At 51.9% G+C, this 21,893-nt stretch carries 20 protein-coding genes; 12 read left to right on the forward strand and 8 right to left on the reverse strand.

The window, feature by feature from the left end; translation table 11 throughout:
- Positions 1 to 63 precede the first annotated feature (63 nt).
- Genes OGY09_RS19175 through ydhT form a run of 3 tightly spaced genes read left to right on the forward strand, consistent with a single transcriptional unit; the run spans position 64 to position 2,330 of the window.
- Positions 64 to 732 carry a 4Fe-4S dicluster domain-containing protein gene (locus OGY09_RS19175; protein ID WP_020996435.1) on the forward strand — a complete coding sequence of 223 codons (669 nt, stop codon included), beginning with the start codon at positions 64 to 66 and terminating at the stop codon, positions 730 to 732.
- Entirely contained in the window at positions 729 to 1,514 is a 786-nt protein-coding gene (gene phsC / locus OGY09_RS19180; RefSeq protein ID WP_032943228.1) for a thiosulfate reductase cytochrome B subunit, read from the forward strand. Before OGY09_RS19175 ends, phsC begins: the two co-directional genes overlap by 4 nt.
- Positions 1,515 to 1,565: 51 nt before the next feature.
- Entirely contained in the window at positions 1,566 to 2,330 is a 765-nt protein-coding gene (gene ydhT / locus OGY09_RS19185) for a protein YdhT (protein ID WP_420911692.1), read from the forward strand.
- 9 nt (positions 2,331 to 2,339) lie between these two features.
- Here ydhT and OGY09_RS19190 read toward each other — a convergent pair whose 3' ends face one another.
- The 4 genes from OGY09_RS19190 to OGY09_RS19205 are packed head-to-tail and all read right to left on the reverse strand — an operon-like array spanning position 2,340 to position 5,445.
- The gene (locus OGY09_RS19190) at positions 2,340 to 3,017 is read right to left on the reverse strand and encodes an amino acid ABC transporter permease (RefSeq protein WP_003832686.1); all 678 of its coding nucleotides are present in this window, start codon (positions 3,015 to 3,017) and stop codon (positions 2,340 to 2,342) included.
- Positions 3,007 to 3,792: an amino acid ABC transporter permease gene (locus tag OGY09_RS19195; protein WP_032943233.1), complete on the reverse strand. Its 786-nt coding sequence runs from the start codon at positions 3,790 to 3,792 to the stop codon at positions 3,007 to 3,009. The genes OGY09_RS19190 and OGY09_RS19195 overlap by 11 nt, the downstream gene beginning before the upstream one ends.
- The gene (locus OGY09_RS19200; RefSeq protein ID WP_032943235.1) at positions 3,792 to 4,610 is read right to left on the reverse strand and encodes an amino acid ABC transporter ATP-binding protein; all 819 of its coding nucleotides are present in this window, start codon (positions 4,608 to 4,610) and stop codon (positions 3,792 to 3,794) included. Before OGY09_RS19200 ends, OGY09_RS19195 begins: the two co-directional genes overlap by 1 nt.
- A 1-nt stretch (position 4,611) precedes the next feature.
- Positions 4,612 to 5,445, reverse strand: a complete 834-nt coding sequence (locus OGY09_RS19205) for an ABC transporter substrate-binding protein (protein ID WP_032943237.1) — start codon at positions 5,443 to 5,445, stop codon at positions 4,612 to 4,614.
- A 305-nt stretch (positions 5,446 to 5,750) separates the two neighbouring features.
- Between OGY09_RS19205 and OGY09_RS19210 the strand changes: the two genes are divergently transcribed.
- Positions 5,751 to 6,644, forward strand: coding sequence for a LysR family transcriptional regulator (locus OGY09_RS19210; protein ID WP_032943239.1), 894 nt, complete (start codon positions 5,751 to 5,753; stop codon positions 6,642 to 6,644).
- Between the two features lie 52 nt (positions 6,645 to 6,696).
- Here OGY09_RS19210 and OGY09_RS19215 read toward each other — a convergent pair whose 3' ends face one another.
- A complete protein-coding gene (locus OGY09_RS19215; RefSeq protein WP_003832695.1) occupies positions 6,697 to 6,837 on the reverse strand; it encodes a hypothetical protein in 141 nt (46 codons plus the stop codon).
- Positions 6,838 to 7,169: 332 nt separating this feature from the next.
- On the opposite strand from OGY09_RS19215, the gene OGY09_RS19220 reads away from it, so the two are divergent.
- The gene (locus OGY09_RS19220; protein ID WP_286590821.1) at positions 7,170 to 8,651 is read left to right on the forward strand and encodes an APC family permease; all 1,482 of its coding nucleotides are present in this window, start codon (positions 7,170 to 7,172) and stop codon (positions 8,649 to 8,651) included.
- Between the two features lie 21 nt (positions 8,652 to 8,672).
- Here OGY09_RS19220 and OGY09_RS19225 read toward each other — a convergent pair whose 3' ends face one another.
- Positions 8,673 to 9,371 carry a cache domain-containing protein gene (locus tag OGY09_RS19225; protein WP_032943241.1) on the reverse strand — a complete coding sequence of 233 codons (699 nt, stop codon included), beginning with the start codon at positions 9,369 to 9,371 and terminating at the stop codon, positions 8,673 to 8,675.
- A 24-nt stretch (positions 9,372 to 9,395) separates the two neighbouring features.
- On the reverse strand, positions 9,396 to 10,121 hold the full coding sequence (locus OGY09_RS19230) for a FadR/GntR family transcriptional regulator (RefSeq protein WP_032943243.1): 726 nt from the start codon (positions 10,119 to 10,121) through the stop codon (positions 9,396 to 9,398).
- A 315-nt stretch (positions 10,122 to 10,436) separates the two neighbouring features.
- Between OGY09_RS19230 and OGY09_RS19235 the strand changes: the two genes are divergently transcribed.
- From OGY09_RS19235 to OGY09_RS19250, 4 genes are all read left to right on the forward strand, one after another.
- On the forward strand, positions 10,437 to 11,864 hold the full coding sequence (locus OGY09_RS19235; protein ID WP_032943248.1) for a gamma-aminobutyraldehyde dehydrogenase: 1,428 nt from the start codon (positions 10,437 to 10,439) through the stop codon (positions 11,862 to 11,864).
- Between the two features lie 11 nt (positions 11,865 to 11,875).
- A complete protein-coding gene (locus OGY09_RS19240) occupies positions 11,876 to 12,349 on the forward strand; it encodes an ester cyclase (RefSeq protein WP_032943249.1) in 474 nt (157 codons plus the stop codon).
- Between the two features lie 88 nt (positions 12,350 to 12,437).
- Complete coding sequence (locus tag OGY09_RS19245) at positions 12,438 to 14,330, forward strand: NAD(P)-binding protein (RefSeq protein ID WP_032943251.1); 1,893 nt, start codon at positions 12,438 to 12,440, stop codon at positions 14,328 to 14,330.
- 3 nt (positions 14,331 to 14,333) lie between these two features.
- Complete coding sequence (locus tag OGY09_RS19250) at positions 14,334 to 15,542, forward strand: c-type cytochrome (RefSeq protein WP_008784634.1); 1,209 nt, start codon at positions 14,334 to 14,336, stop codon at positions 15,540 to 15,542.
- A 43-nt stretch (positions 15,543 to 15,585) separates the two neighbouring features.
- Here OGY09_RS19250 and pdxR read toward each other — a convergent pair whose 3' ends face one another.
- On the reverse strand, positions 15,586 to 17,061 hold the full coding sequence (gene pdxR, locus OGY09_RS19255) for a MocR-like pyridoxine biosynthesis transcription factor PdxR (RefSeq protein ID WP_032943253.1): 1,476 nt from the start codon (positions 17,059 to 17,061) through the stop codon (positions 15,586 to 15,588).
- A 106-nt stretch (positions 17,062 to 17,167) separates the two neighbouring features.
- Here pdxR and puuE point away from each other — a divergent pair, with 106 nt between their 5' ends.
- The 3 genes from puuE (at position 17,168) to OGY09_RS19270 (ending at position 21,796) form a co-directional block, all read left to right on the forward strand.
- Positions 17,168 to 18,430: a 4-aminobutyrate transaminase gene (gene puuE / locus OGY09_RS19260; RefSeq protein ID WP_003832711.1), complete on the forward strand. Its 1,263-nt coding sequence runs from the start codon at positions 17,168 to 17,170 to the stop codon at positions 18,428 to 18,430.
- A gap of 213 nt (positions 18,431 to 18,643) precedes the next feature.
- Positions 18,644 to 20,776, forward strand: coding sequence for a TonB-dependent receptor (locus tag OGY09_RS19265; RefSeq protein ID WP_032943254.1), 2,133 nt, complete (start codon positions 18,644 to 18,646; stop codon positions 20,774 to 20,776).
- Between the two features lie 9 nt (positions 20,777 to 20,785).
- Positions 20,786 to 21,796 (forward strand): ABC transporter substrate-binding protein, encoded by a 1,011-nt coding sequence (locus tag OGY09_RS19270; protein ID WP_150388293.1) that lies wholly within the window; start codon positions 20,786 to 20,788, stop codon positions 21,794 to 21,796.
- The last annotated feature ends 97 nt before the right edge of the window (positions 21,797 to 21,893 follow it).

Genomic DNA, 21,893 nt, shown 5'->3' on the forward strand with positions numbered 1-21,893 from the left:
ATATTCAGGTTGATGTCATGGAATGTGTGGACGACCACTGTCACAGCATTAGAGGATAACCCGATGTCCTTCACCCGACGAAAATTTGTCATTGGCATGGGGACGGTGATTTTTTTTACCGGCCCAGGCCAAAATCTGTTAGCGAGTACCAGGAGCCCTAAAGCCGTTCGTTACGTCATGATTCACGACGAATCACTGTGTAACGGATGCAATATTTGCGCTCGTGCATGCCGGAAAACCAACCATGTACCTGACCAGGGCAGCCGTTTGTCGATCGCTCATATTCCTGTAACCGATAACGACAACGAAACGCTGTATCACTACTTCCGTCAGTCCTGCCAGCATTGTGATGATGCACCTTGTATTGAGGTGTGTCCAACCGGTGCCTCCTGGCGAGATGAGAACGGTATTGTGCGAGTAGATACGTCTTGCTGTATTGGTTGCAGTTACTGTATTGGCGCGTGTCCTTATCAGGTGCGCTATCTCAACCCGCAAACCAAAGTGGCGGATAAATGCGACTTCTGCGCTGAATCTCGGCTGGCGAAAGGTTTCCCTCCGATCTGTGTTAACGCTTGCCCGGAACATGCGCTGATTTTCGGTCGTGAAGATAGCCCGGAAATTCAGACCTGGTTGCGAGAAAACAAGTATTACGAATATCAACTTGCAGGCGCCGGGAAGCCCCATCTGTATCGTCGGTTCGGTCAACATTTGATTAAAAAGGAAAATGTATGAACGCGTCGCAGAATGCCGAACAGTTTCACGCCCAACTTGCACAGTATGTCCCCCTGTTTTCACCGGACTACTGGCCTGTGTGGTTAGTCGTTGCCGGGTTAATGCTGGTGGGAATGTGGCTGGTGCTGGCGCTTCATGCCATGCTGCGCTTTCGGGCGGCGCATAAAGCGTCGGCAGGGCATGGTGAGAAGGTCTATTTATATTCGAAGGCTGTCCGCCTGTGGCACTGGTCGAATGCGCTGTTATTTCTGTTGCTTCTGGTTAGTGGCCTGGTCAATCACTTCTCTGCCGTTAGCGCACCGGTAATGAAAAGCCTGCTCACCGTTCATGAGGTTTGTGGCTTTTTGCTACTTGCCTGCTGGATTGGTTTTGTGCTGATCAACCTGATTGGCGGCAACGGACATCACTATATTATTCAACGTCAGGGCTGGATCGCACGTGCGCAAAGACAAACGCGTTTTTACCTGTTTGGCATTATGCAGGGCGAGTCACACCCATTTCCGGCCTCACCTCGCTCTAAATTTAATCCGTTACAGCAGGCGGCCTATGTTGGCGTGATGTATGGTTTGTTGCCACTGCTACTGATCACTGGATTGTTATCGCTTTACCCGACGGTCGTCGGCGATCTGTTCCCCGGGGTGCGTTACTGGCTGCTTCAGGCGCATTTTGCGCTGGCAATAGTCAGTCTGTTTTTCATTTTTGGGCATCTTTATCTCTGCACTACGGGGCGCACGCCGGGCGAAACCTTTAAGTGTATGGTGGATGGCTACCACCGGCATTAAGCGATGATGATTACGCGAAGTGACTTACGGGCCTGGCGTGTTGGGCCCGTCATGTACCGCTGGTTTCTACGTGCGTTTCCCGCAGGAGGAAGCTATGCCGATGTTCATCGTGCGCTCCAGCGGGAAGGGTATACCGATTGGGCAAATAGCCTGGTGGAATACGGCTGGTCAAAATGGCGGGAAGAGGCGAGTTTTGCTCAGCAGGATATTGACGCAATGGGGAATATTTCCTGTGAGCAAGCCGCGGGGGAAACTAGTCGTCCGTTGGCGAGTGCGGAAGATTATGCCCGATTTAGCAGTGCGGGTGACAACGTTAAAATTGCCAGCGCCGGGTACGCTGCGCAGATCGCCTGTGCCGGTTACAGCGCACGGATTGGCTGTGTAGGCTATAACACGCATATCGGCAGTTCAGGCGAACGCGGGCGAATAGCGATTGCGGGAAACTCGGCGCGTATCAGCAGTGTGGGCGATGGAACACGTATTGCCAGTACCGGCATGCGCGTACGTATCAGTTCGCTCGGCGACCGAAATCGGATTGCCAGTAGCGGTGATTTAACCCAACTGGCCTGTTTTGGCGCAGAGGCGAAAATCGCTAACTGCGCGGACAATATCCACATTATTGCCAGCGGAGAGAACGCCGTTGTTGCCAGTACCGGTGCTGTCGACTCGATAATTCTTGGTCCCGGCGGATGTGCGGCGCTGGCTTATCATGATGGCGAAAGAATGCGTTTTGCGCTTGCCGTTGAAGGGGAAAATAACATTCGGGCGGGCGTGAAATATCGGCTCAACGGAGACCATCAGTTCGTGGAATGTTGAGCCGAGAGGTCATTTTAGTGCGAATCGGCGCTGGGTGATTTTTTCAAGACTAAAGCACAGCAGGTAATAAACCAGCCCGGTAAAGATAAAAATGGCTGCGGGGTATATTTGCACCCGGCTGTTAACCTGACCGGCAACCGTCGTGAGTTCCGGCACGTTAACGATAAACGCCAGTGACGTGTCCTTCAGTAGCCCAATAAAAATCCCCGTCAGCGACGGCAGTACGTTACGCAGCACCTGCGGCAGCAAGATAAGCCACAGGGCCTGATCCGGGCGAAAACCCTGAACAACTGCCGCTTCATACTGCCCGCCAGGCAGTGCGCTAATTCCAGCATACACCGAGTGCATCACCGAGGCGGCGGTGAACCATGCCAGCGCCAGCGTCACGGTAACGGCACCGGGCAGATCGCTTCCGGTCAGCATGGGTAGCAAATACCACATCCAGAAAATCACAAAGATGAGCGGAATGCCGCGAATAAATTCCGCCCAGATAAACAATCCGTTGCGAACCGCGCCCGGAAATCGCCAGGCGCAACAGGCAAGAACGATCCCGCCAGGCAGCGCCAGCAATGCCGCACCGATAGCCATCAGCAAAGTGAGCAGTACACCGCCGGGTTGCCCCTCAGCTACACGTCCCCACAGGAGATAGTCAAGATTGTCGGTAATGACCGAAACATTAGCGATCATGCAGTATGCTCCTGACGCTGAAGATGCGCATTCTTATCTTTGACGATTTACCCGACGCAGACTGCGGGCCAAGACGCGTAAGCAGCATACCCAGAACGATGCCGGTAAACAGATAGAGTGCGGTGCCAACGGCAAAGGCTTCCAGCGCGTGCGCGTTGTAGCTCTCAATTTGCCGTACCTGGTAGGTGAGCTCAGCAAATCCAATACCGCTGGCAAGCGAGGAAAGCTTCATCAGGTTGAGATATTGCCCAACAATCGGTTGCCAGGCGTTTGCCAGCCCCTGAGGCAGCAGAATTTGACGAAATATCGCCCAGGATGAAAACCCCTGCGCCACGGCAGCCTCGCGTTGTCCGGCAGAAACAGCCTGTAAACCCGAAGCGATCTCTTCAACCAAAAATGCTGAGGTAAATACCCCCAACCCCCATGCTGAACAGATAAATTCCGGCGTTAACCACCAGACATCACCCGGCAAAATTGACCATGGATGATCGGCATTGATAAAGCTAATGACATTACGGGGTAGCCAGTTCCAGGCGGCAAAATACCAGAACATCAGTTGCACCAGTAAAGGCGTGTTGCGAAACACCGAGACCCACACCCCGACCATCGCTTTAGCGAGACGATTGCCCGTCAGGCGCAGGCCGAGCAGTGAGATGGCAATGAGCGTGGCGAGCACAATACCTGCCAGCGTCACCCAGAGCGTGGTGAGAAAACCGGAAATTATCCATTGCAGGGGTTGCCCGCTCAGCACCCCCTGCCAGTCCATTGCATGCATTATGACGATGACTCCTGGTGTAACGGGTCGAGCACTTTTTTCAGGAAACGCTGGGTTCTCGGGTGCTGTGGTCGGACGAAAAAATCCTCCGGCGCGGCCACTTCCAGAATATCGCCACCATCGATGAAAACCACCCGATCGGCAATTTCGCGGGCAAAATGCATTTCGTGGGTCACGACGATCATGGTGATACCGCTGTGGGCCAAATTTTTCATTACCTGTAATACCTCGCCGATCATTTCCGGATCCAGCGCGGAAGTGGGCTCATCAAACAGAATAATTTGTGGAGACGAAGCCAGTGCGCGGGCGATGGCCACGCGCTGCTGCTGCCCACCGGACAACTGAGCGGCATAGGCGTTGGCTTTTTCCGCCAGTCCCACTTTTTCCAGCAACTCAAGTGCCCGACGATCCGCTTCCGTCTTGTTCCAGCCGTGAACATATTCCAGCGCCAGTGCGATGTTCTGCAGCGCAGTCAGGTGCGAATAGAGATTGAATTGCTGAAATACGAAACCAATACGGCTACGTAGCTGGCGTAACGCCGCCCCGCGCAACTGGCTAATCGGTTTACCATCAATGAAAATTTCGCCACCGCTGAGCGACTCAAGCTGGTTGATAAGACGTATAAGAGTGGATTTTCCTGAGCCGGAAGGCCCCAGAATGGTCACCACTTCACCAGGTTCAACTGCCAGGCTGACGCCGTTAAGGACGGTATGAGCGTCATACTGTTTAAACACATTGTGCAGTTTGACGCTTGCCTGACCCAATTGGGTAGAATCCGCAGCCGAAGCTGCGGAACGATGAAAAAGAGCTGAGAGCATATTACTGGGCTTCTATTTTAAAGGCGCGGGGCTGCGGATTTTTGGTTTCAGGGCCGAACCACACATCATAAATTTTTGCTGCCTGACCGGTAGACTCCAGCTTCAAAAGTTCATCGTTGACGGCTTTTAACAGCGCGGGTTCGCCTTTTTTTACCCCCACGCCGATCTCTTCTTTGCTCAGCAGGTCCGGCAAAATTTTGAAATCCGCTTTATCCGGCGCACCGCTTAACAAGCCCGCCAGGATTGTACTGTCCTGGGTGATGGCCTGCACATTACCGTTGCGTAATGCGGTTAATGCCAGCGGGATATCGTCGTAGGCCAGTACGCGCGACTGCGGGAAGCGCTGATGCAGTGCCTGTTCACCAGTAGTGCCTTTTACCGCGCCGATGCGTGCTTTGCTGTATTCATCGAGCTTATCCGGAGATTTTGCTGGCACAAGGAACTGCTGGCCGGTAACAAAATAAGGGACGGAGAAATCTATTACCTGCGCCCGTTCAGGTGTAATCGTGATATCCGCGACGATTAAATCAGCTTTACCAGATTGTAATAACGGAATGCGGTTTGCCGGATTGGTCGCTACCAGTTCCAGTTTTACACCAAGGGATTTGGCCAGCGCTTCGGCAAAATCAACGTCGTAGCCGACAATCTTATGGGTTTTGGCATCGACGGAGCCAAACGGAGGATTCGCGTCAAATGTCGCGACTTTTACGACGCCTGCGGCTTTGATATCGGCCAGTTGGTCAGCCTGAACCTGCGAGACGGTAAGTCCTGAGGCCAGCAGCACGCCCAATGCCAGCAGTGTTTTTTTAGCGCGGTTAGTTTTCGTTGCCATCATTGTATGAAATCCCTGTAGTTTTTGGTTAGTGCTTTTTACGCTCCCATAACTTACGGTTGGGACAAAATAAGAAAAAATTCTTATCTATATACAAAATGTTATTAGTGAAGGATGTGTTAATAGCGGGTGAAAATAATGCATGAGTGAAAGGTAAAATCGTGCATAAGCCTGGTAATAATTCGAATTTTGTTTTTGTGTGAGAGCACGCTTGAATAAGATTGAGCTGTGCTAATGTCCAGAAATGCTACTGGAATACCCTCCGGACCTGTACCATATGTCACAACAGGTCTGGAGTGGGGATAAGCATGCTGCGTGATAATTTTAACGATCTCTATTATCTCATTATCGTTGCCCGCGAGCGGAGTTTTACGCGGGCTGCGGCAAAGCTCGGGGTCTCGCAGTCAGCGTTAAGCCATGCGATACGTGGACTCGAAGAGCGGCTGGATGTACGGCTTCTGACCCGCACCACGCGCAGCGTTGCGCCGACCGAAGCCGGAGAACGGCTTATCAACAGTATCAGCCCGCGTTTTGATGACATTGAAACAGAGCTGCTGGCATTAACCGATGTCCGTCAGCGCGTGGCCGGTAACATCCGCCTGACGCTGGGCGAACATGCATTGCAATCTACCGTCTGGCCCGCGCTGGAGCCGTTTTTGCAGGCTTACCCTGATGTTAATGTGGAAATGACCATCGACAATAGTCTGACGGATATTGTGACTGGCCGTTATGACGCGGGTATTCGGCTCGGTGAGCAGGTGGCAAAAGACATGGTAGCCGTCAGAATTGGCCCGGACTGGCGCATGGTAGTGGTGGGGTCACCGGCGTATTTTGCTCGTCATGGCAAACCGCAAACCCCTCACGACCTGCAAAATCACAGCTGTATTAACATGCGCATGCCGACGTTGGGCGGATTATACGCCTGGGAGTTTGCTAAAGACGGGCAAGATTTGCGCGTACGGGTGGAAGGGCAGCTTATTTTTAACAATCTACCCCCGCGAATTAGCGCAGCGATGGCGGGAATGGGGCTGGCTTTTGTGCCGGAAGACACCGTCGAGCAGGCTGTTGCAGAGGGGGCATTGGAAAAAGTGTTGGAGGACTGGTGCGAACCTTTTCCTGGCTATTATTTGTACTATCCCAGCCGAAAACAGCATACCGCCGCCTTTGCCCAACTGATTGAGGCCTTACGGTATACGGGCTGAAGTGGGTGGGGTTAACAGGCAACAAAAAACCGGCATTGCGCCGGTTTGGAAATCAGATTTTGCAGGCGTCGCCGCAGTCATTATCAGCAATAATTTCCTGCGCTTTCTTGTCTGCATCTTCCAGACGTTCAGCGTTACGCTCTTGCGCTTCTTCCAGTCCATCAAAGACCAGATTATCGAGATCAATTTCCATCATTCACCTGCTCAGGTTCAGCGTTTAACATCACGTTATTATATTGCAAAAATGTTGCTTAACAGCAGCGATTCTTGCTACTTAGCATCGAACGCAATCCGCTGTGCGTATTTATCCGCCAAAATAGCCTATGGTTCGCAATTGCTAAAGAATCGTTGGTTGTAAATACCGCAAAATCCTCGCTCTCTCTACCGTTTTATCTCCACTTTTTCATTAACGTGATGCGCGATCATTTTTAACAAATCTGCGACAAAATCACTATACATATAACTTAATATCTTTTATACATTAATTGTTCAACCCTGCGACTATTCCACAAAAGAGAAAGCAATATGGAACAGACACCTGATAAGAAAAATGATAATTTTCAAAAAGATGGCAAAGAACAGTTCAATCGCTCGATCGGTCTTATTTCAAACTTTGCGTTGGGTTTTACCTACCTGTCGCCGCTTACTGCCGTCTATTCGCTGTTTGCACTGGCCGTAACGCTGGCGGGGCCGCCCGCAGTATGGTGGATTTTAATCGTCGCATGTGGGCAACTTTTGGTGGCATTGGTGTTTGGTGAGGTCGCTTCCCAGTATCCGATAACCGGCGGGCTTTACCCCTGGGCCAGAAGGTTGTGGGGCAAGAAGTATGCGTGGATCGCCGCCTGGATCTACCTGTGGGCGCTGGTGGTCACCATTACGTCGATCGCGGAATATACATCAACGTTTGTTGAATCACTCTTCCACTATGGTCAGACGCCGGCCACAATGTTGGTGACTTCTGTCCTGCTGCTGCTGTTGATGATGGCCGTTAATATGTCCGGGACTAAAAATCTGGCCCGGGTGGCGAAAATTGGTTTCTGGTGTGAAATTGTCAGCGTGATTGCGCTGGGGATTTATCTGCTGATTTTCCACCGTTCGCAGCCGTTCTCTGTGATTTTTGACTCGATGGGCGTGCTGGCTCATGACGGCAGCTACTCCACCGCATTTATGTCTGCTGCGCTGATGGGGCTGTTTATGTTCTTTGGCTTTGAGGCCTGCGGTAACGTTGCGGAAGAGGTGCAGAATCCGAGTAAAAAGATCCCGGTGGCGATGATTTTAAGCATCGTATTCGGCGCGATTTCCGCCATTATTTCTGTTATGGGTTATTTGCTGGCTTCACCGAATCTGGTCAGCATCGTGAATGGCAAAACGTCCGATCCGATCCCGGCAATCCTTAATGAAGCTCTGGGCGAAACTGGCGCGACTGTCTTTATCGTGGTTGCAATTATCGCCATGTTGTCGTGCATTTTGTCTCTGCAGGCTGCGTTAAGCCGTCTTATCTTTTCTTTCTCCCGCGACAGAATGCTGCCGGGAAGTGAATGGATGGCCAAAATCTCTAAAAATGGTGTTCCGGATAATGCCATGGTCGTCAGTTGCCTGCTGCCAGTGATCATCTGCGTTTGGGTTTATTTCCAGCCAGATAACCTGTCGCGTATCACCGCGTTTGCTGTTATCGGGATTTACATCTCGTTCCAGATGGTTGTGCTGGCCGCGCTGCGTCAGCGTCTGAAAGGCTGGAAACCGGCGGGGGAGTGGACCATTGGCGGTTGGGGCGTAATCGTGAATGTGCTGGCGTTAGCTTACGGATTGTGCGGGATCTGGTTACTGGCGCAACCGGCAGACAGCAGCGACTTCATCGACCATTGGACGGTCCTGTTCGGCCTGGCGATTGTTGTTGGCTCGGGGCTTATTTATATGTTCCTGACCCGTCCGTTTGGTCGTTCAGCGGCGCCGGAAAACGACGCCATTGCCTACGCCAATAAGCTCAATATGGGGCAGGATAACTAAAAACTAAGGGCCTTCGGGCCCTTAGTTTTGATAGTGATAAAGGATAAAGTAGTCGCTCCGATACACCACGGTACTGTTTGCAGGTGATAGCAATTCACCCACGCGAAAACGTGGCCAACTGGAGAAAATGATCCTGTTTTCCAGATTGGTCAGAATCACATAGTCAGGATGGGCACAGGAAAGCAGTTCGGCTTCTATCTGACTGACCAGCAGATCGACCGCGGCAACACCGAGAAACTGGTCGTTGTAGTAGACCGGGACGGCTGACGTTAGGGTATAGGAGATATTGCAAATATAGTCGACGTAGGGACCGTGGATATAGGCTTTGCCTGCCGGAGGAGAATGCTTAAACCACTCAAAGGTTCTGAAATCCAGTCGTTGTTGCGTGGCCTGATCCAAATCCAGATGCGCCTGGCTCAAACCATTATCTTTCTTATACCACCACTCCAGCAACCAGTACTCTTTTGTGGTTGCGGTACTCTCAATATGGCTGGCGAATCCCGCCCCTGAGCAGTAATGGTTGTTATTGAGCGTGCGCTTGATGTGCTGTTGAACGGTGGATCTGACTGAGGGGTCGAGAACGACCTCGGCTGAGGCCTTTTGTACCCCTGAAATCGCCTCATGGATGCTCCTCGCCAGCGCAACGGTAGAATCTACGGTAGAAACAGTAATGTCATCAATTTTACGAATTAATGCGCTTAGGGATGTCGAAGAGCTCATTGTCTGTCCTGCCTTCACTGATTGTCAGTTCGAGTTATATTTCAGCTTTTTTTCAATAAGGTAGTAGGTAAACGTGTCGATGATCCGCGTGGCAAACTGTACTGACTCTGCCTCGCTGTGAGCAGCCAGCGCATCGGCCAGCGCCGAATAAAGCGCGATAATTTCTGCATGAATACTGTCTGTGCGATAAAGTATCGCCACCAGCGATGCCCATTCAGCCTGAACCTGCAGCTCCTGATTGGCCAGTCGCGCTGAATGCGAACTGGCGGCAATCGCCAGCAGACAACGCATATCGGCCTGGGTCATCAGCTCAGGTGAGTTTGCCTTTCTGAGCACCTCGACAAACTCGCGAAATTTGGCGATATCCGCACCGGTCATCCGTCGGGAAGCCAGCCTCGCGCTATGGCTAATAATGGCGCAATGCATTTCACCCAGATCAGACAGATAATCCGTACTGATCGCCTTGAACGGATGCAGGGCGCTATTTTTGCCATCAATATTTTCGCAAACGAAACTCCCGCCATTACGACCACGAACCGTATGGATAAGATTATTAGCCCGAAGCGTGTTTAGCGCTTCTCTGATAGTGATATGTGAGACACCCATCATCTTTGCCAGATCAGTTTCGTTGGGGAGCTGTTCTTTTGGCTCCAGCAACCCCGTGATAATGGCATTTGAAAGGCGTTGGACTATCTGGTCTGAACGACTGACCTGCCCGATAGGCGCAAATATGACCGCGTGAGTAATCATAATCTTTTCTGTACTCAATTCCCTGAAACAACGACCATTTTTAACACATGCCCGTCGGGCAAGGAAGGTAAGAATGGCCGAGTTATTTTACATGCCTGGGCGCAACGTCACTGCACAAGCGGATGTGTGTCCCGATAACCTTATGATGAGCTGGGCGTAACGCGTCAGCTGGCAATATAAAGCCTCATCTTGCAAATGTGAAAATTAAGTTAAAAATGCGAGGCTTATCATAGTGTCAATGTTGCGCATTTGAAAAAAATTTACAATATATATATTACATAAGATTCTTTATGTATTAATTGGCAGGAGACAAACATGAAAACCCTGAAGCATTTTATTAATGGGCACTATGTAGCAGGCAGTAGCGAAGATAGCTTCGAACTGGTGAGTCCGGTTGACGGTGAAACGTACGCAATATCTCCCAACGCTAACGAGGCGGAGGTAGAGCAGGCTTACTCAGCAGCGGAGGCGGCGTTTAGCATCTGGAGAAAATCGACGCCGGCACAGCGGCAAAAGGCGTTATTGCGGCTGGCCGATGAGATTGAACGTAACGTTGAGCGACTGGTAACCGCGCAGAGCCAGGAAACCGGTCAGCTTCGCCATTTTATTGAGAAAGAGGAGATCGCAGCATCTTGCGATGCCATCCGCTTTTTTGCCGGTGCGGCGCGCTGTCTTGAAGGAAAGGCGGCCGGAGAATATTCCGCAGGATTTACTTCAACCATTCGTCGTGAACCGCTGGGTATTGTTGGGCAAGTGACGCCGTGGAACTACCCGTTCATGATGGCGGTGTGGAAGATTGCACCAGCGCTGGCGGCAGGCAACACGGTGGTGTTAAAACCAAGCGACACCACGCCAGTTAGTACGCTGCTGTTGGCTGAACTGGCCGCACCGTTGTTCCCGAGAGGGGCGTTTAACGTTGTGTTGGGCAAAGCCAGCACTGGTTCGCTGGTGGTTTCAAACCCGAAAGCCTCACTGGTCTCGATTACCGGTTCGGTCCGTGCGGGTTTGCAGGTTGCGGCTTCGGCGGCGGCAAATCTGACCCGAGCACACCTGGAATTGGGCGGGAAAGCGCCCGCAATCGTGTTCGCCGATGCGGATATGGACAAGGCGATTGCGACGATTACCACAGCAGGCTTTTTCAATGCCGGGCAGGATTGCACAGCGGCAACGCGGATTCTGGTAGAGCAATCTATCTACGCTGAGTTTCTGGAAAAACTGATCCAGAAAACAAAAAGTATCAAATATGGGCCGCCAGAAGATCAAAATGCACTGTACGGCGCATTGAATAGCCGGAATCAACTGGAGCAGGTGAAAGGCTTTATTGAGCGTTTACCGGCACATGCAAAAATTGAAACCGGTGGGCGCGCAGGATCTGGTCCAGGCTTCTATTTTGAGCCGACGATCGTCTCCGGTTTGCATCAAAATGATGAAGCTATTCAGCATGAAGTATTTGGCCCGGTAATGACTATTCAGTCGTTTTCTACTGACGAAGAGGTACTACACAAAGCGAATGATGTGGAGTATGGTCTTGCCGCCAGCGTCTGGACCAGTAACCATGGTCGCGCCCAACGCTTCAGCATTGACCTCGATTTTGGCACGGTGTGGATTAACAATCACATTCCTCTGTGTGCCGAGATGCCGCACGGCGGGTTCAAAAAATCGGGGTACGGCAAAGATCTCTCATCTTATTCACTCGAGGAATACACTCGGGTGAAACATATCATGTGCGACATTTCTGAATAGAGAGGATTACGATGAAAACATTAAAAATCGCGGTGCTTTCATTAGTGATGTTCTCGGGCTATAGCCTGGCAGAAAGTACATCGCTGAATACCGTAAAAGAGTATATGGCGGCGTGGAATGCGCATGATGCTTCGCGAGCCGCTCAATTTCTTGCTGATGATGCGGTCTATTATGATGCCGCCGCAGGAGAACCGATAAACGGCAGGGAAAAAGCAGAAAAAGAGGTTATCGGCGCTTTTATTAAGGCGGTTCCAGATCTTAGCTGGAAAATGGTTGGAAAACCCGTCTACGACGAAGATACCGTGGCCTTTCGTTGGGAATTTTCAGGCAAAAATAGTGGTGAATGGGCAGGGAGTCCGCCGACAAATAATCCGATCAAATTTGAAGGCGTCAGCTATATTCATGTTAAAGCAGGAAAAATCACCTGGCAGGGTGATTATTATGATTCTAAAAAACTGGATGAAGAGTTAAAACCAGTGAAGTAGTCGGTTGTACCCCTTTATAAATAAGAAGGGGTATCTCTCTTATTTGTGTCGTATTAAAGGCAGTGTGTAGCAATAAGGAAAAAAGTTAATGGCAATTACCAGACGTGATTTTCTCAACGGCGTCGCGGTGACTATTGCGGCGGGACTTACCCCGCTGGAGTGGGTCAGGGCGGCAGGAAAGGGAAACGCATTTATAGATGGAAATTATTATCCTCCTGCGCTGACGGGGCTGCGGGGTAATCATCCTGGATCGTTTGAAATGGCGCATGCGCTAGGCCGCGAGCATAAACATTTTGATTTAAACGCTCTGCCCGTTGAGGAAGAGTACGATCTGGTGATTGTGGGTGGCGGGATTAGCGGGTTAGCTGCCGGTTGTTTTTGGCGTCAAGTTGCCGGGCAAAATAGCCGGATCCTGATCCTCGATAACCATGACGACTTTGGTGGACACGCCAAACGTAATGAATTTACCAGCTCGGGTAAGAAATTACTCGGTTATGGTGGCAGCGAAGCATTCCAGTCACCTGCGCATAATTTCAGCCCTGAAGTACAAAAGTTGATGGAAACCGTGGGCGTCAGCGTCACGCGGTTAAAAGAGAGTTTTGACGTAAACTTCTACCCCGACTGGCAGCTCAGTCGCGGCGTTTTCTTCGACAAGAAAAATTTTGGCGAAACAAAAATCGTCAGCGGCGATCCGGGTCGCGCTGTATCTGATGATATTCCGCCGGACAGGCTCAATGGGCGTAAAATTGAAGACTTTATCAATGATTTTCCGCTAAGTGAGAACGACAGAAAAGCGCTGACCGACCTGCACGTCCGGCCCGGTGATTACCTGCCGGGGATGACGGTCGATGAGAAAATGGAATGGCTGGATACCCACAGCTACAGTGAATTTTTGGCAACAAAAGTTGGTTTGAGCAAAATGGCGCTGCTCTATTTCCAGCAGCGTTCCAACGACTTCTTTGCTATTGGTATTGAAGGTATTTCCTGTAGCGATGCCCGTGCGTGCGCCTTACCCGGCATGGAAGGGATGGGGTTACCGCCGCTGGACGGAGAGTCGCTGGCCGACCTCGAAGAGCCGTATGTTTACCACTTCCCGGACGGTAACGCCGGGTTAGCCCGCCTGTTAGTCAGATATATGCTGCCGGATGCGCTACCGGGCAACACGATGGAAGACTCTGTCCTCGCCAGACTACATTACGAAAAGCTGGATCTGCCGGAAAACACCACGCGCCTTCGCCTGAACAGCACGGTGATTAATGCGGCCAACGTGCAGGATGGCGTGGCGGTGACCTATCTGCGTGACGGTAAAATGCACCGTGTGCGCGGTAAGAACACCATCATGGCAGGCTATAACATGATGATCCCGTATCTGGTGCCTGAGATGCCGGAACAGCAGCAGGCGGATCTTAAACTGAACGTGAAGGCACCGCTGGTGTACACCAACGTGGTGGTCAAAAACTGGCAGGCGTTCAAACAGCTTGGCGTACATGAGTTTTATTCTCCGGCGGCACCTTATAGCAGGGTCAAGCTCGACTATCCGGTCAGTATTGGTGGGTATCAACATCCGGCCTCCCCGGACGATCCGATGGTCATTCATATGGTCTATGTGCCGACCTATCCGGGCAGTAACTTGTCGGCCAGAGAGCAGTTCCGTCTGGGACGAGCCTATTTGCTGGGGACCACTTTTGCCGCGCATGAGGAGATGATTCGCTCCCAGTTGCAGGAGATGTTTGGCTCAACTGGATTTGATAATCAACGCGATATTGCCGCCATTACGGTTAACCGCTGGGCGCATGGCTATGCGTACTACGCCAACTCGCTGTTCGATGATATGGATAAGATGCCAGAAATTATCGAACGGGCGCGTAAGCCAGTCGGTCGCATTGCCATCGCTAACTCCGATTCTGACTGGAGTGCTTATGCCCACACGGCAATCGATCAGGCATGGCGTGCGGTTAATGAACTCAAGGATATGGGGTGATCTATGCGTAATGTAACCATTCTCGCCGCCTGTTTATTTACCGCTTCGGTTTCCGCTGCTGAATCTAACGGTGAATACATCGCGCGAATTTCAGACTGCGTCGCCTGTCACACAGCTGAAGGTGGTGCGGCGATGGCGGGGGGCAAAAAGTTTCCTACTCCGGTGGGGGATATTTATTCGACCAACATTACCCCGGACAAAACGCAGGGTATTGGAAATTATTCTTACGAGGATTTTGAAAAGGCCGTACGGCAGGGGATCGCCAAAGATGGTCATCCGCTCTATCCGGCTATGCCTTATCCCTCCTATGCGAAACTTTCTGACGAGGATGTTAAGGCGCTGTATAGCTATTTTATGCATGACGTCACGCCGTCAGCACAGCCCAATAAAGAGAATGCCATTCCGTGGCTACTCTCCGCCCGCTGGCCGCTGCATATCTGGAACTGGCTGTTTACCGACGCGCCAGTGACGGCTGTAGAGGGCGCGAAAACGGATGATAATGCTGCCCTGGTAAAACGGGGTGCTTATCTGGTGGAAGGCCCCGGACACTGCGGTTCATGCCATACCCCGAGAGGCATGGCGATGAACGAAAAAGCGTATACTAATGCTGATGCCGAATACCTGAGCGGCGCGATGATTGACGGCTGGTATGCACCGTCGCTGCGCGGCACCGGTATGTCTGAGCAGGAGTTAAAATCGCTGTTGCTGACCGGTAAAAGCAAGCATGCCGCGGTTTCAGGTTCGATGGCTGAAGTCGTCACGCAGAGTACACAGTATCTGACCGACGAAGATGCCACGGCGATCGCCCAATATCTGTTGAGCCTGAAAAGTGCGAAGCCTGAAACGGTACGTGCTGCGGCGACTACAGCATCCTGGTCGAATTCACCTGAGGCGGGCAAAGTTACCTATAACCGCTACTGTTCAACTTGTCACGGTCTGGAAGGGAAAGGTACGGATGATAACGCGCCTTCTTTAGTTAACAATCCACTGGTGATGGTTGATGACCCGACACCGCTGTTCAGAGTGATTGCCCACGGCGCAGAAACACCGACAACGCGTGGCAGCGTCTCCTTTAAGATGCCTGCCTACGGTGGCTTGTTAAGCGACAACGAAATGCGCGACGTGATCAACTACGTGCGTAAAAGCTGGGGTGAAGGGAATGGCGAAGTAAGCCAGGAAGACCTGGCTGGCGTTAAAAAAGCGTCACATTAAACAGTTTGCCGGAGAAGGTGCTTGCACCGTTATCCGGCAGTGCTTACACGGTGTTTACCCTGATAATATCCGCGAGTCGGGTAAACGCCGACGTCATTTCATTTTCTTCTATACTGGCAAATCCCAGCAACAGGCCGCTGCGTTTCTCTTCATTCACGTAGTAGCGTGACAGTGGGCGCACCAACAACCCTTGCGCATTCGCCTGTTGGGCAATGACCGCATCATCGCTCTCGGAGGGTAACTGTAAGATCATATGCAGCCCGGCGTTGCTGCTGAAAGAACCAAGAAAATGTTCACCAAGTTGGCGGCTGATAAGCTCTACCAGCATCTGGCGACGACGACTGTATAGCTGACGCATTTTCCGAATGTGTGCCGCGTAATAACCCTCGCGAATAAACTCCGCCAGTGCGGCCTGAATCAACAGATGCCCACCACGATAGAGGTCGTTATGAACCTTTTTCAGCGGAGCGGCTAACGATTTAGGTAGCACGACATACCCGAGTCGCAGTGCGGGATAGAGGGTCTTACTGAATGTCCCGAGGTAAATGACCGGTGTCTCTTCTTCCAGCCCCTGCAAAGAGGGAATCGGCTGGCCGGAAAAGCGGAACTCACTGTCGTAATCATCTTCCACTATCCAACTTCGCGTTTCACGTGCGCGAAAGAGAAGTTGCCGGCGGCGGCTCAGACTCATTACCGAACCGAGCGGGTATTGATGTGACGGTGTCACAAAAATAAGTTTTGGCGGTGTTTCAGCTGCATCCGGCGGGACCATGCCTTGTTCATCAACCGGGATAGCCGAAAAATTAACGGCATTGATGCGCAGAATATTTTTGATTCCCCAGTAGCCCGGTTCCTCAATCCAGGCGTGATCGCCAGGGTTGCATAAAGTCCGGGTCACCAGATCCAGGGCCTGGTGAATACCTTCAGTAATCAGAATTTGCTCCGGTGAGCACCGTACGCCGCGAGCGGTGCGCAGATAGTCTGCCAGTGCTTCTTTTAGCTCATTCACGCCGCCTGTGGCATCGTAAGTGAGATACTCTGGGCGCAGTCGTCTTGCCAGCCTGTCCTGAATTTTCTTGAGCACCCGGTGCGGGAAATGCTCTACATCAGGTACGCCTGGAATAAATGCCCCCCACTGACGGGGACTGGCGCTGGCATGACCCAGCAGCTCAAGGCAGCGGTCGGATAAGCGGGTGTGATCTTCCAGAGCGGCAGCAACAGGCTCTTTGTCAGGACGCAGGTCGAGATTGTCCAGCACGCTGTCGGTCACAAATGTGCCGCTGCTGGTGCGCGCGGAAATATACCCTTCAGCTTGCAACTGTTCGTACACCCGCAGGACGGTATTGCGCGATAGCGTCAGCTCTCCTGCCAGGTCACGCGACGGAGGCATTCGGGTGGCCGGTTTCAGGCTACCTTCGAGGATGCAACTACAAATGGCGGCATACAGGCGGCGATGTAGTTTTTCGTCAGTCTGCTGATTAAATGCATGCTTGATCACATCTCCGGCAAGTGAACGCATTTGGATCCTTTAAATAAAACGATTTGGCTCTCGATTAAAGTACCAGACGGCGTCTAAATTTAAAGGGTAATTCAACCGAAATGTATTAATGGACAAGGTGTAGAGAATGAACAATAAAAACCTGCAACAACGTCGTCTGGATGCCACCCCGCGTGGCGTGGGTGTGATGTGTGATTTTTATGCTCAGTCGGCAGAAAACAGCACAATTACCGATATCGAAGGCAATCAGTACATCGATTTTGCCGCCGGGATTGCCGTGCTGAACACCGGACACCGCCATCCTCGCCTGGTGCAGGCAGTCGAAGCGCAACTTCAGGCTTTTACCCATACGGCTTATCAGATTGTCCCGTACGAAAGCTATGTGTCTTTGGCTGAGAAAATCAACGCCGTTGCGCCAATCGACGGCAAGCGTAAAACCACATTCTTCACTACCGGGGCTGAAGCGGTAGAAAACGCGGTGAAAATTGCGCGCGCGCATACCGGCCGTCCTGGCGTTATCGCATTTGGCGGTGGTTTTCATGGGCGTACTTACATGACGATGGCGTTAACCGGCAAGGTGGCACCCTATAAAAAAGGTTTCGGCCCGTTCCCAGGCTCTGTTTACCATGCGCCATATCCTTCTGAATTGCAGGGCATTTCCACGGCGGATTCCCTAAAAGCGATTGAGCGTCTGTTTAAAGCCGATATCGATCCAACCCAGGTTGCGGCGATTATTTTCGAACCCGTCCAGGGCGAAGGGGGCTTCGTGGTGGCACCGCCAGAATTTGTGGCTGCCATCCGCCGTATTTGCGACGAGCATGGCATCGTGATGATCGCTGATGAAGTACAAAGCGGGTTTGCCCGTACGGGTCAGTTGTTTGCGATGGATCATTACGCCGATAAAGCGGACCTGATGACCATGGCGAAAAGCCTTGCGGGCGGCATGCCGTTGTCAGGCGTCGTGGGCAAAGCCGAAATTATGGATGCGCCTGCGCCGGGTGGTCTGGGGGGAACCTACGCCGGAAACCCGCTGTCGATTGCAGCGGCCCATGCGGTGCTGGATATCATTCGTGATGAGCAGCTATGCCAGCGTGCGGCGGCTCTCGGCGAACAGCTGCGCGCCGCTCTGACAGACGCGCAAGCAGGGTGTCCTGAACTGGCCGAAGTGCGAGGTTTAGGCTCTATGATCGCCGCTGAATTCTGTGATGCAGCGACAGGAGAACCCAACGCTGCCGCCGCACAACGCGTGCAGAAGAAAGCCCTTGAGCAAGGATTACTGCTGCTGACCTGCGGTCAGTATGGCAACGTTATTCGTTTTCTTTACCCGCTGACAATTCCGCAGGATCAGTTCGCCAAAGCGCTCGATATTATCAAAGCAGCAACCAAGTAATTCGTTAGTTGTCATTTACCCAAAGCCGACGGTCGTCATCACCGTCGGCTTTTTTGTTGCCGTGGATTTACCAACCACATGCCGTTATATATTTACATATATATCGATTGGATCTATTCTATTCATCATACAAATATAATAACTGTACTCTTCAAGAGAAGGCGCTTGCGTTAGCGGCCTCCAGTCTTTCTATCTAACGAATTGAATTAACGAATGTTAAATAACAAATTTACCCCAGTGGCCTCTGGGTTGTTAACCTTTGCCTGTTTTTCCACCGCCGTCACGGCTCATGCTGAAGATACCGTCATCGTTTCGGCGCCAGCCACGTCACAATCCTCGTTATCGGAACATGAACCTCCGGCGAGCGAAAAAAAAGTCACGTTAGGTAGCCTCGGCGAGCGAGAGTTGATAGACGTTCCCTGGTCGGTGCAGACGTTGTCGAAAAAAGTGCTGGATCAGCAACAAATCAAAGATGTGAAAGACGCCTATCGCTACCTACCGTCCGTTCAGGGTGACGGCGTCCGCCCACAAACCCGCGGCATGCAGGGGAGCGTGGTACAAAACCATATGATTGATGGCCTGAACGCCGTCTCCACGACGGAATATTCGACCGAACAGTTCCAGAACATTGAGGTGTTGAGCGGCATCGCTGGATCGCTGTATGGCCCTGCTAATCCAGCAGGGATGTTTAATTTGGTGTCTAAACGACCTGTCGATACACCGTTGCATCGCGTCACAGTAGGGCAAGGTACAGGGTCGGGAACGTTGGCATCGATGGATTTCAGCGGCCCAATCGATGCGGGAGACCGGGTGAAATATCGCCTCAACTTGCTGAACGATGAGGGCCATAGCTACACCACCGATAGCCATGTCCGTCGACAGTACGCTGGCTTGGGGCTGGACTTTCAACTGACAGATCAAACGGTGCTGGAGAGTAATTTCAGCTATTACCATTATTACGAAAAAGGCATGCCGGGTAGCTTTGCCCTGGCGAAAGGCGTTCACTTTCCCGCGGCATTTGATCCTACGGACAGTAAATATGGTCAATCTTATGCGGGTCATGATGACGAAACGACTACCGTCGATATGCATATTAAGCATGATTTTGACGGCAACTGGATGCTGGACCTGGGGGCGCTGCACCAGGTTGCAGACCGCGAGTCGACGGCCGTGACCAACACCCTGACGGATAACCGGGGCGATTACACCACTACAACCTCTAATTCGGCGGCCAGTCGGTTTACCATCAACAGTTATTTAGCGAACCTGACCGGTAGCATTGATACCGGCTGGCTGACGCAGGATATTGCTACCGGAATGCGTGGATTTGTGTGGAAAAACTATAATCCAAGAAACGGCGGCACTTTCACTCTGGGGCATTCTTCCCTCGATCAACATCCCGACTATCCACGACCACCGTATCCAGATTTTAACGATCGCTATCATTCAGCGACCACCACTCAACATGCATTTTTGCTCAGCGATACGCTGCATTTTTCCCCGCAGTGGAGTTTGCTGCTTTCCGGCAGTGAGAACCTGTTTACCGTCAGTAACTACAACAAAGCTGGACATGAAAGCAGCCGTCAGCAGGACAATGGCATGAGCGGTTCTACCAGCCTGATGTATAAACCGGTGGAGAACGTCACGCTGTATACCACCTGGGCGGACAGTTTGCAGCAGGGCGATACCGCGCCCGCCGGGGCGCGCAATGCCGGGCAGGTGTTAGATCCCTACCGTAGCCATCAACTGGAGGTGGGCGCAAAATATGCGCCAGTAAAAGATCTGCTGCTTACCGCTGCGCTTTTTGAAGCCAAACGCCCCTTTGCCTATACCAACGACAATGGCGATTTTGCTCAGGATGGTACGCAGAAAAACCGTGGGATGGAACTGATGGCTGATGGGCATATCACCCGTAATTTGCGCGTGTTAGGCGGCGGAGCCTGGCTTGATCCAACGCTTCATAATACCGCGGCCAGCAATGCGGATGGTAAGCAAGTTGTTGGTTTGCCGCGCTTCGCCTCGAATATCCTCGCAATCTACACCATCGAACGGGTTCCTGGACTGGATATCGACACGAACGTGCATTACGTCGGACGTCGGGCTACCGATAATGCCAACGACAGCTGGGTCGGGAGTTACACCACGGTGGACATCGGTACGCGTTATGCCACTAGACTGTGGAACACACCAACCACTTTCCGGTTTGATATCACCAATCTCACCGACCGTCACTATTGGACCAATATTGTTCCGGGCGCATTGACTGGTTACACGGGCGCAGGGGCTGCCAGCGCTCAACTTGGCGCACCGCGCCAGGCTCAGTTTTCTGTTCAGGTTGATTTTTAGGGGTTGCTTATGAAAACGTGCCACACATGGCTGCTTTGTGTGTGGCTGGCGTTTCCTGCCCTGGCAACACGCCAGGTTGTGGATGATGCTGGTCACACAGTTACCGTTCCCGCGCATGTTGAACGTATCGCGGATGGCTGGTTTGCCCATCATTCGGTGCTGATGACGCTGGGTGCTGGTCGTAACATTGTTGCGACGGTCAACCATGAGGAAAACCAGCCATGGATGTTCAAAATCAATCCTTCTCTGAGACAAGCCTTACAGATACGAGGAACATCATTTAATAGTGAGGATTTGTTGGCCCGGCACGTCGACGTGGTGTTTGTGGCAAAAGGAAAAGGGGATGCTCAAAGCTACAGTCAGGCGGGTATTCCGGCCCTTGAAATGGCATTTACTGACTATGCTTCGATGGAAAAATCGGTCACTACGACCGCAGAGGTTCTGGGTACCGAGCAGGCTCGCGTCCGTGCAACGGCTTACAATCAGTATCTCAACCGTGTACTCGCGGATGTGCAGGTTAAAACTGCGGAGCTGGCGGAAAATCAGCGCCCTCGGGTACTTCATATTCAATCGCTAAATCCGCTTAAAGTCGACGGCAGGAACACGTTGATCGATACCTGGATTACGCTGGCGGGTGGACGGAATGCGGCAGGTGAAGTTGACGGCAACATGAAAGAGGTGTCGCCCGAGAGGGTGCTCTACTGGCAACCGCAGGTCATTATTCTCGGTGCGGGGTGTGGTGATATCGCCAGTTCGCCATACGCAGCATTGTTCAAAGAACTTAACGCAGTGAAACAGGGTAACGTCTGGCGCAATCCGGCGGGCGTGTTCCCCTGGGATCGCTACGGCACTGAAAGCGCGTTGCAGCTACAGTGGGCTGCATCGAAACTGCATCCGGCATTGTTTAGCGGCCTGGATATGGTCAGCGTAACGCGAGATTTTTATCGCCAGTTCTTCGATTATTCGCTCACTCAGGAGCAGGCGATGCGAGTTTTAAACGCGTTACCCCCACAGGAGTAGCGCTCACGTATAAAGACAGGCGTGATAAGGATTGCACGCCATTTTTACCCCTCTGAAATGTGGGGTTTGGTGCGCTCATGATGAAAATGGTTTGCCA

It is taken from the genome of Citrobacter sp. Cpo071 (assembly GCF_030332765.1).
Classification (GTDB): domain Bacteria; phylum Pseudomonadota; class Gammaproteobacteria; order Enterobacterales; family Enterobacteriaceae; genus Citrobacter; species Citrobacter portucalensis.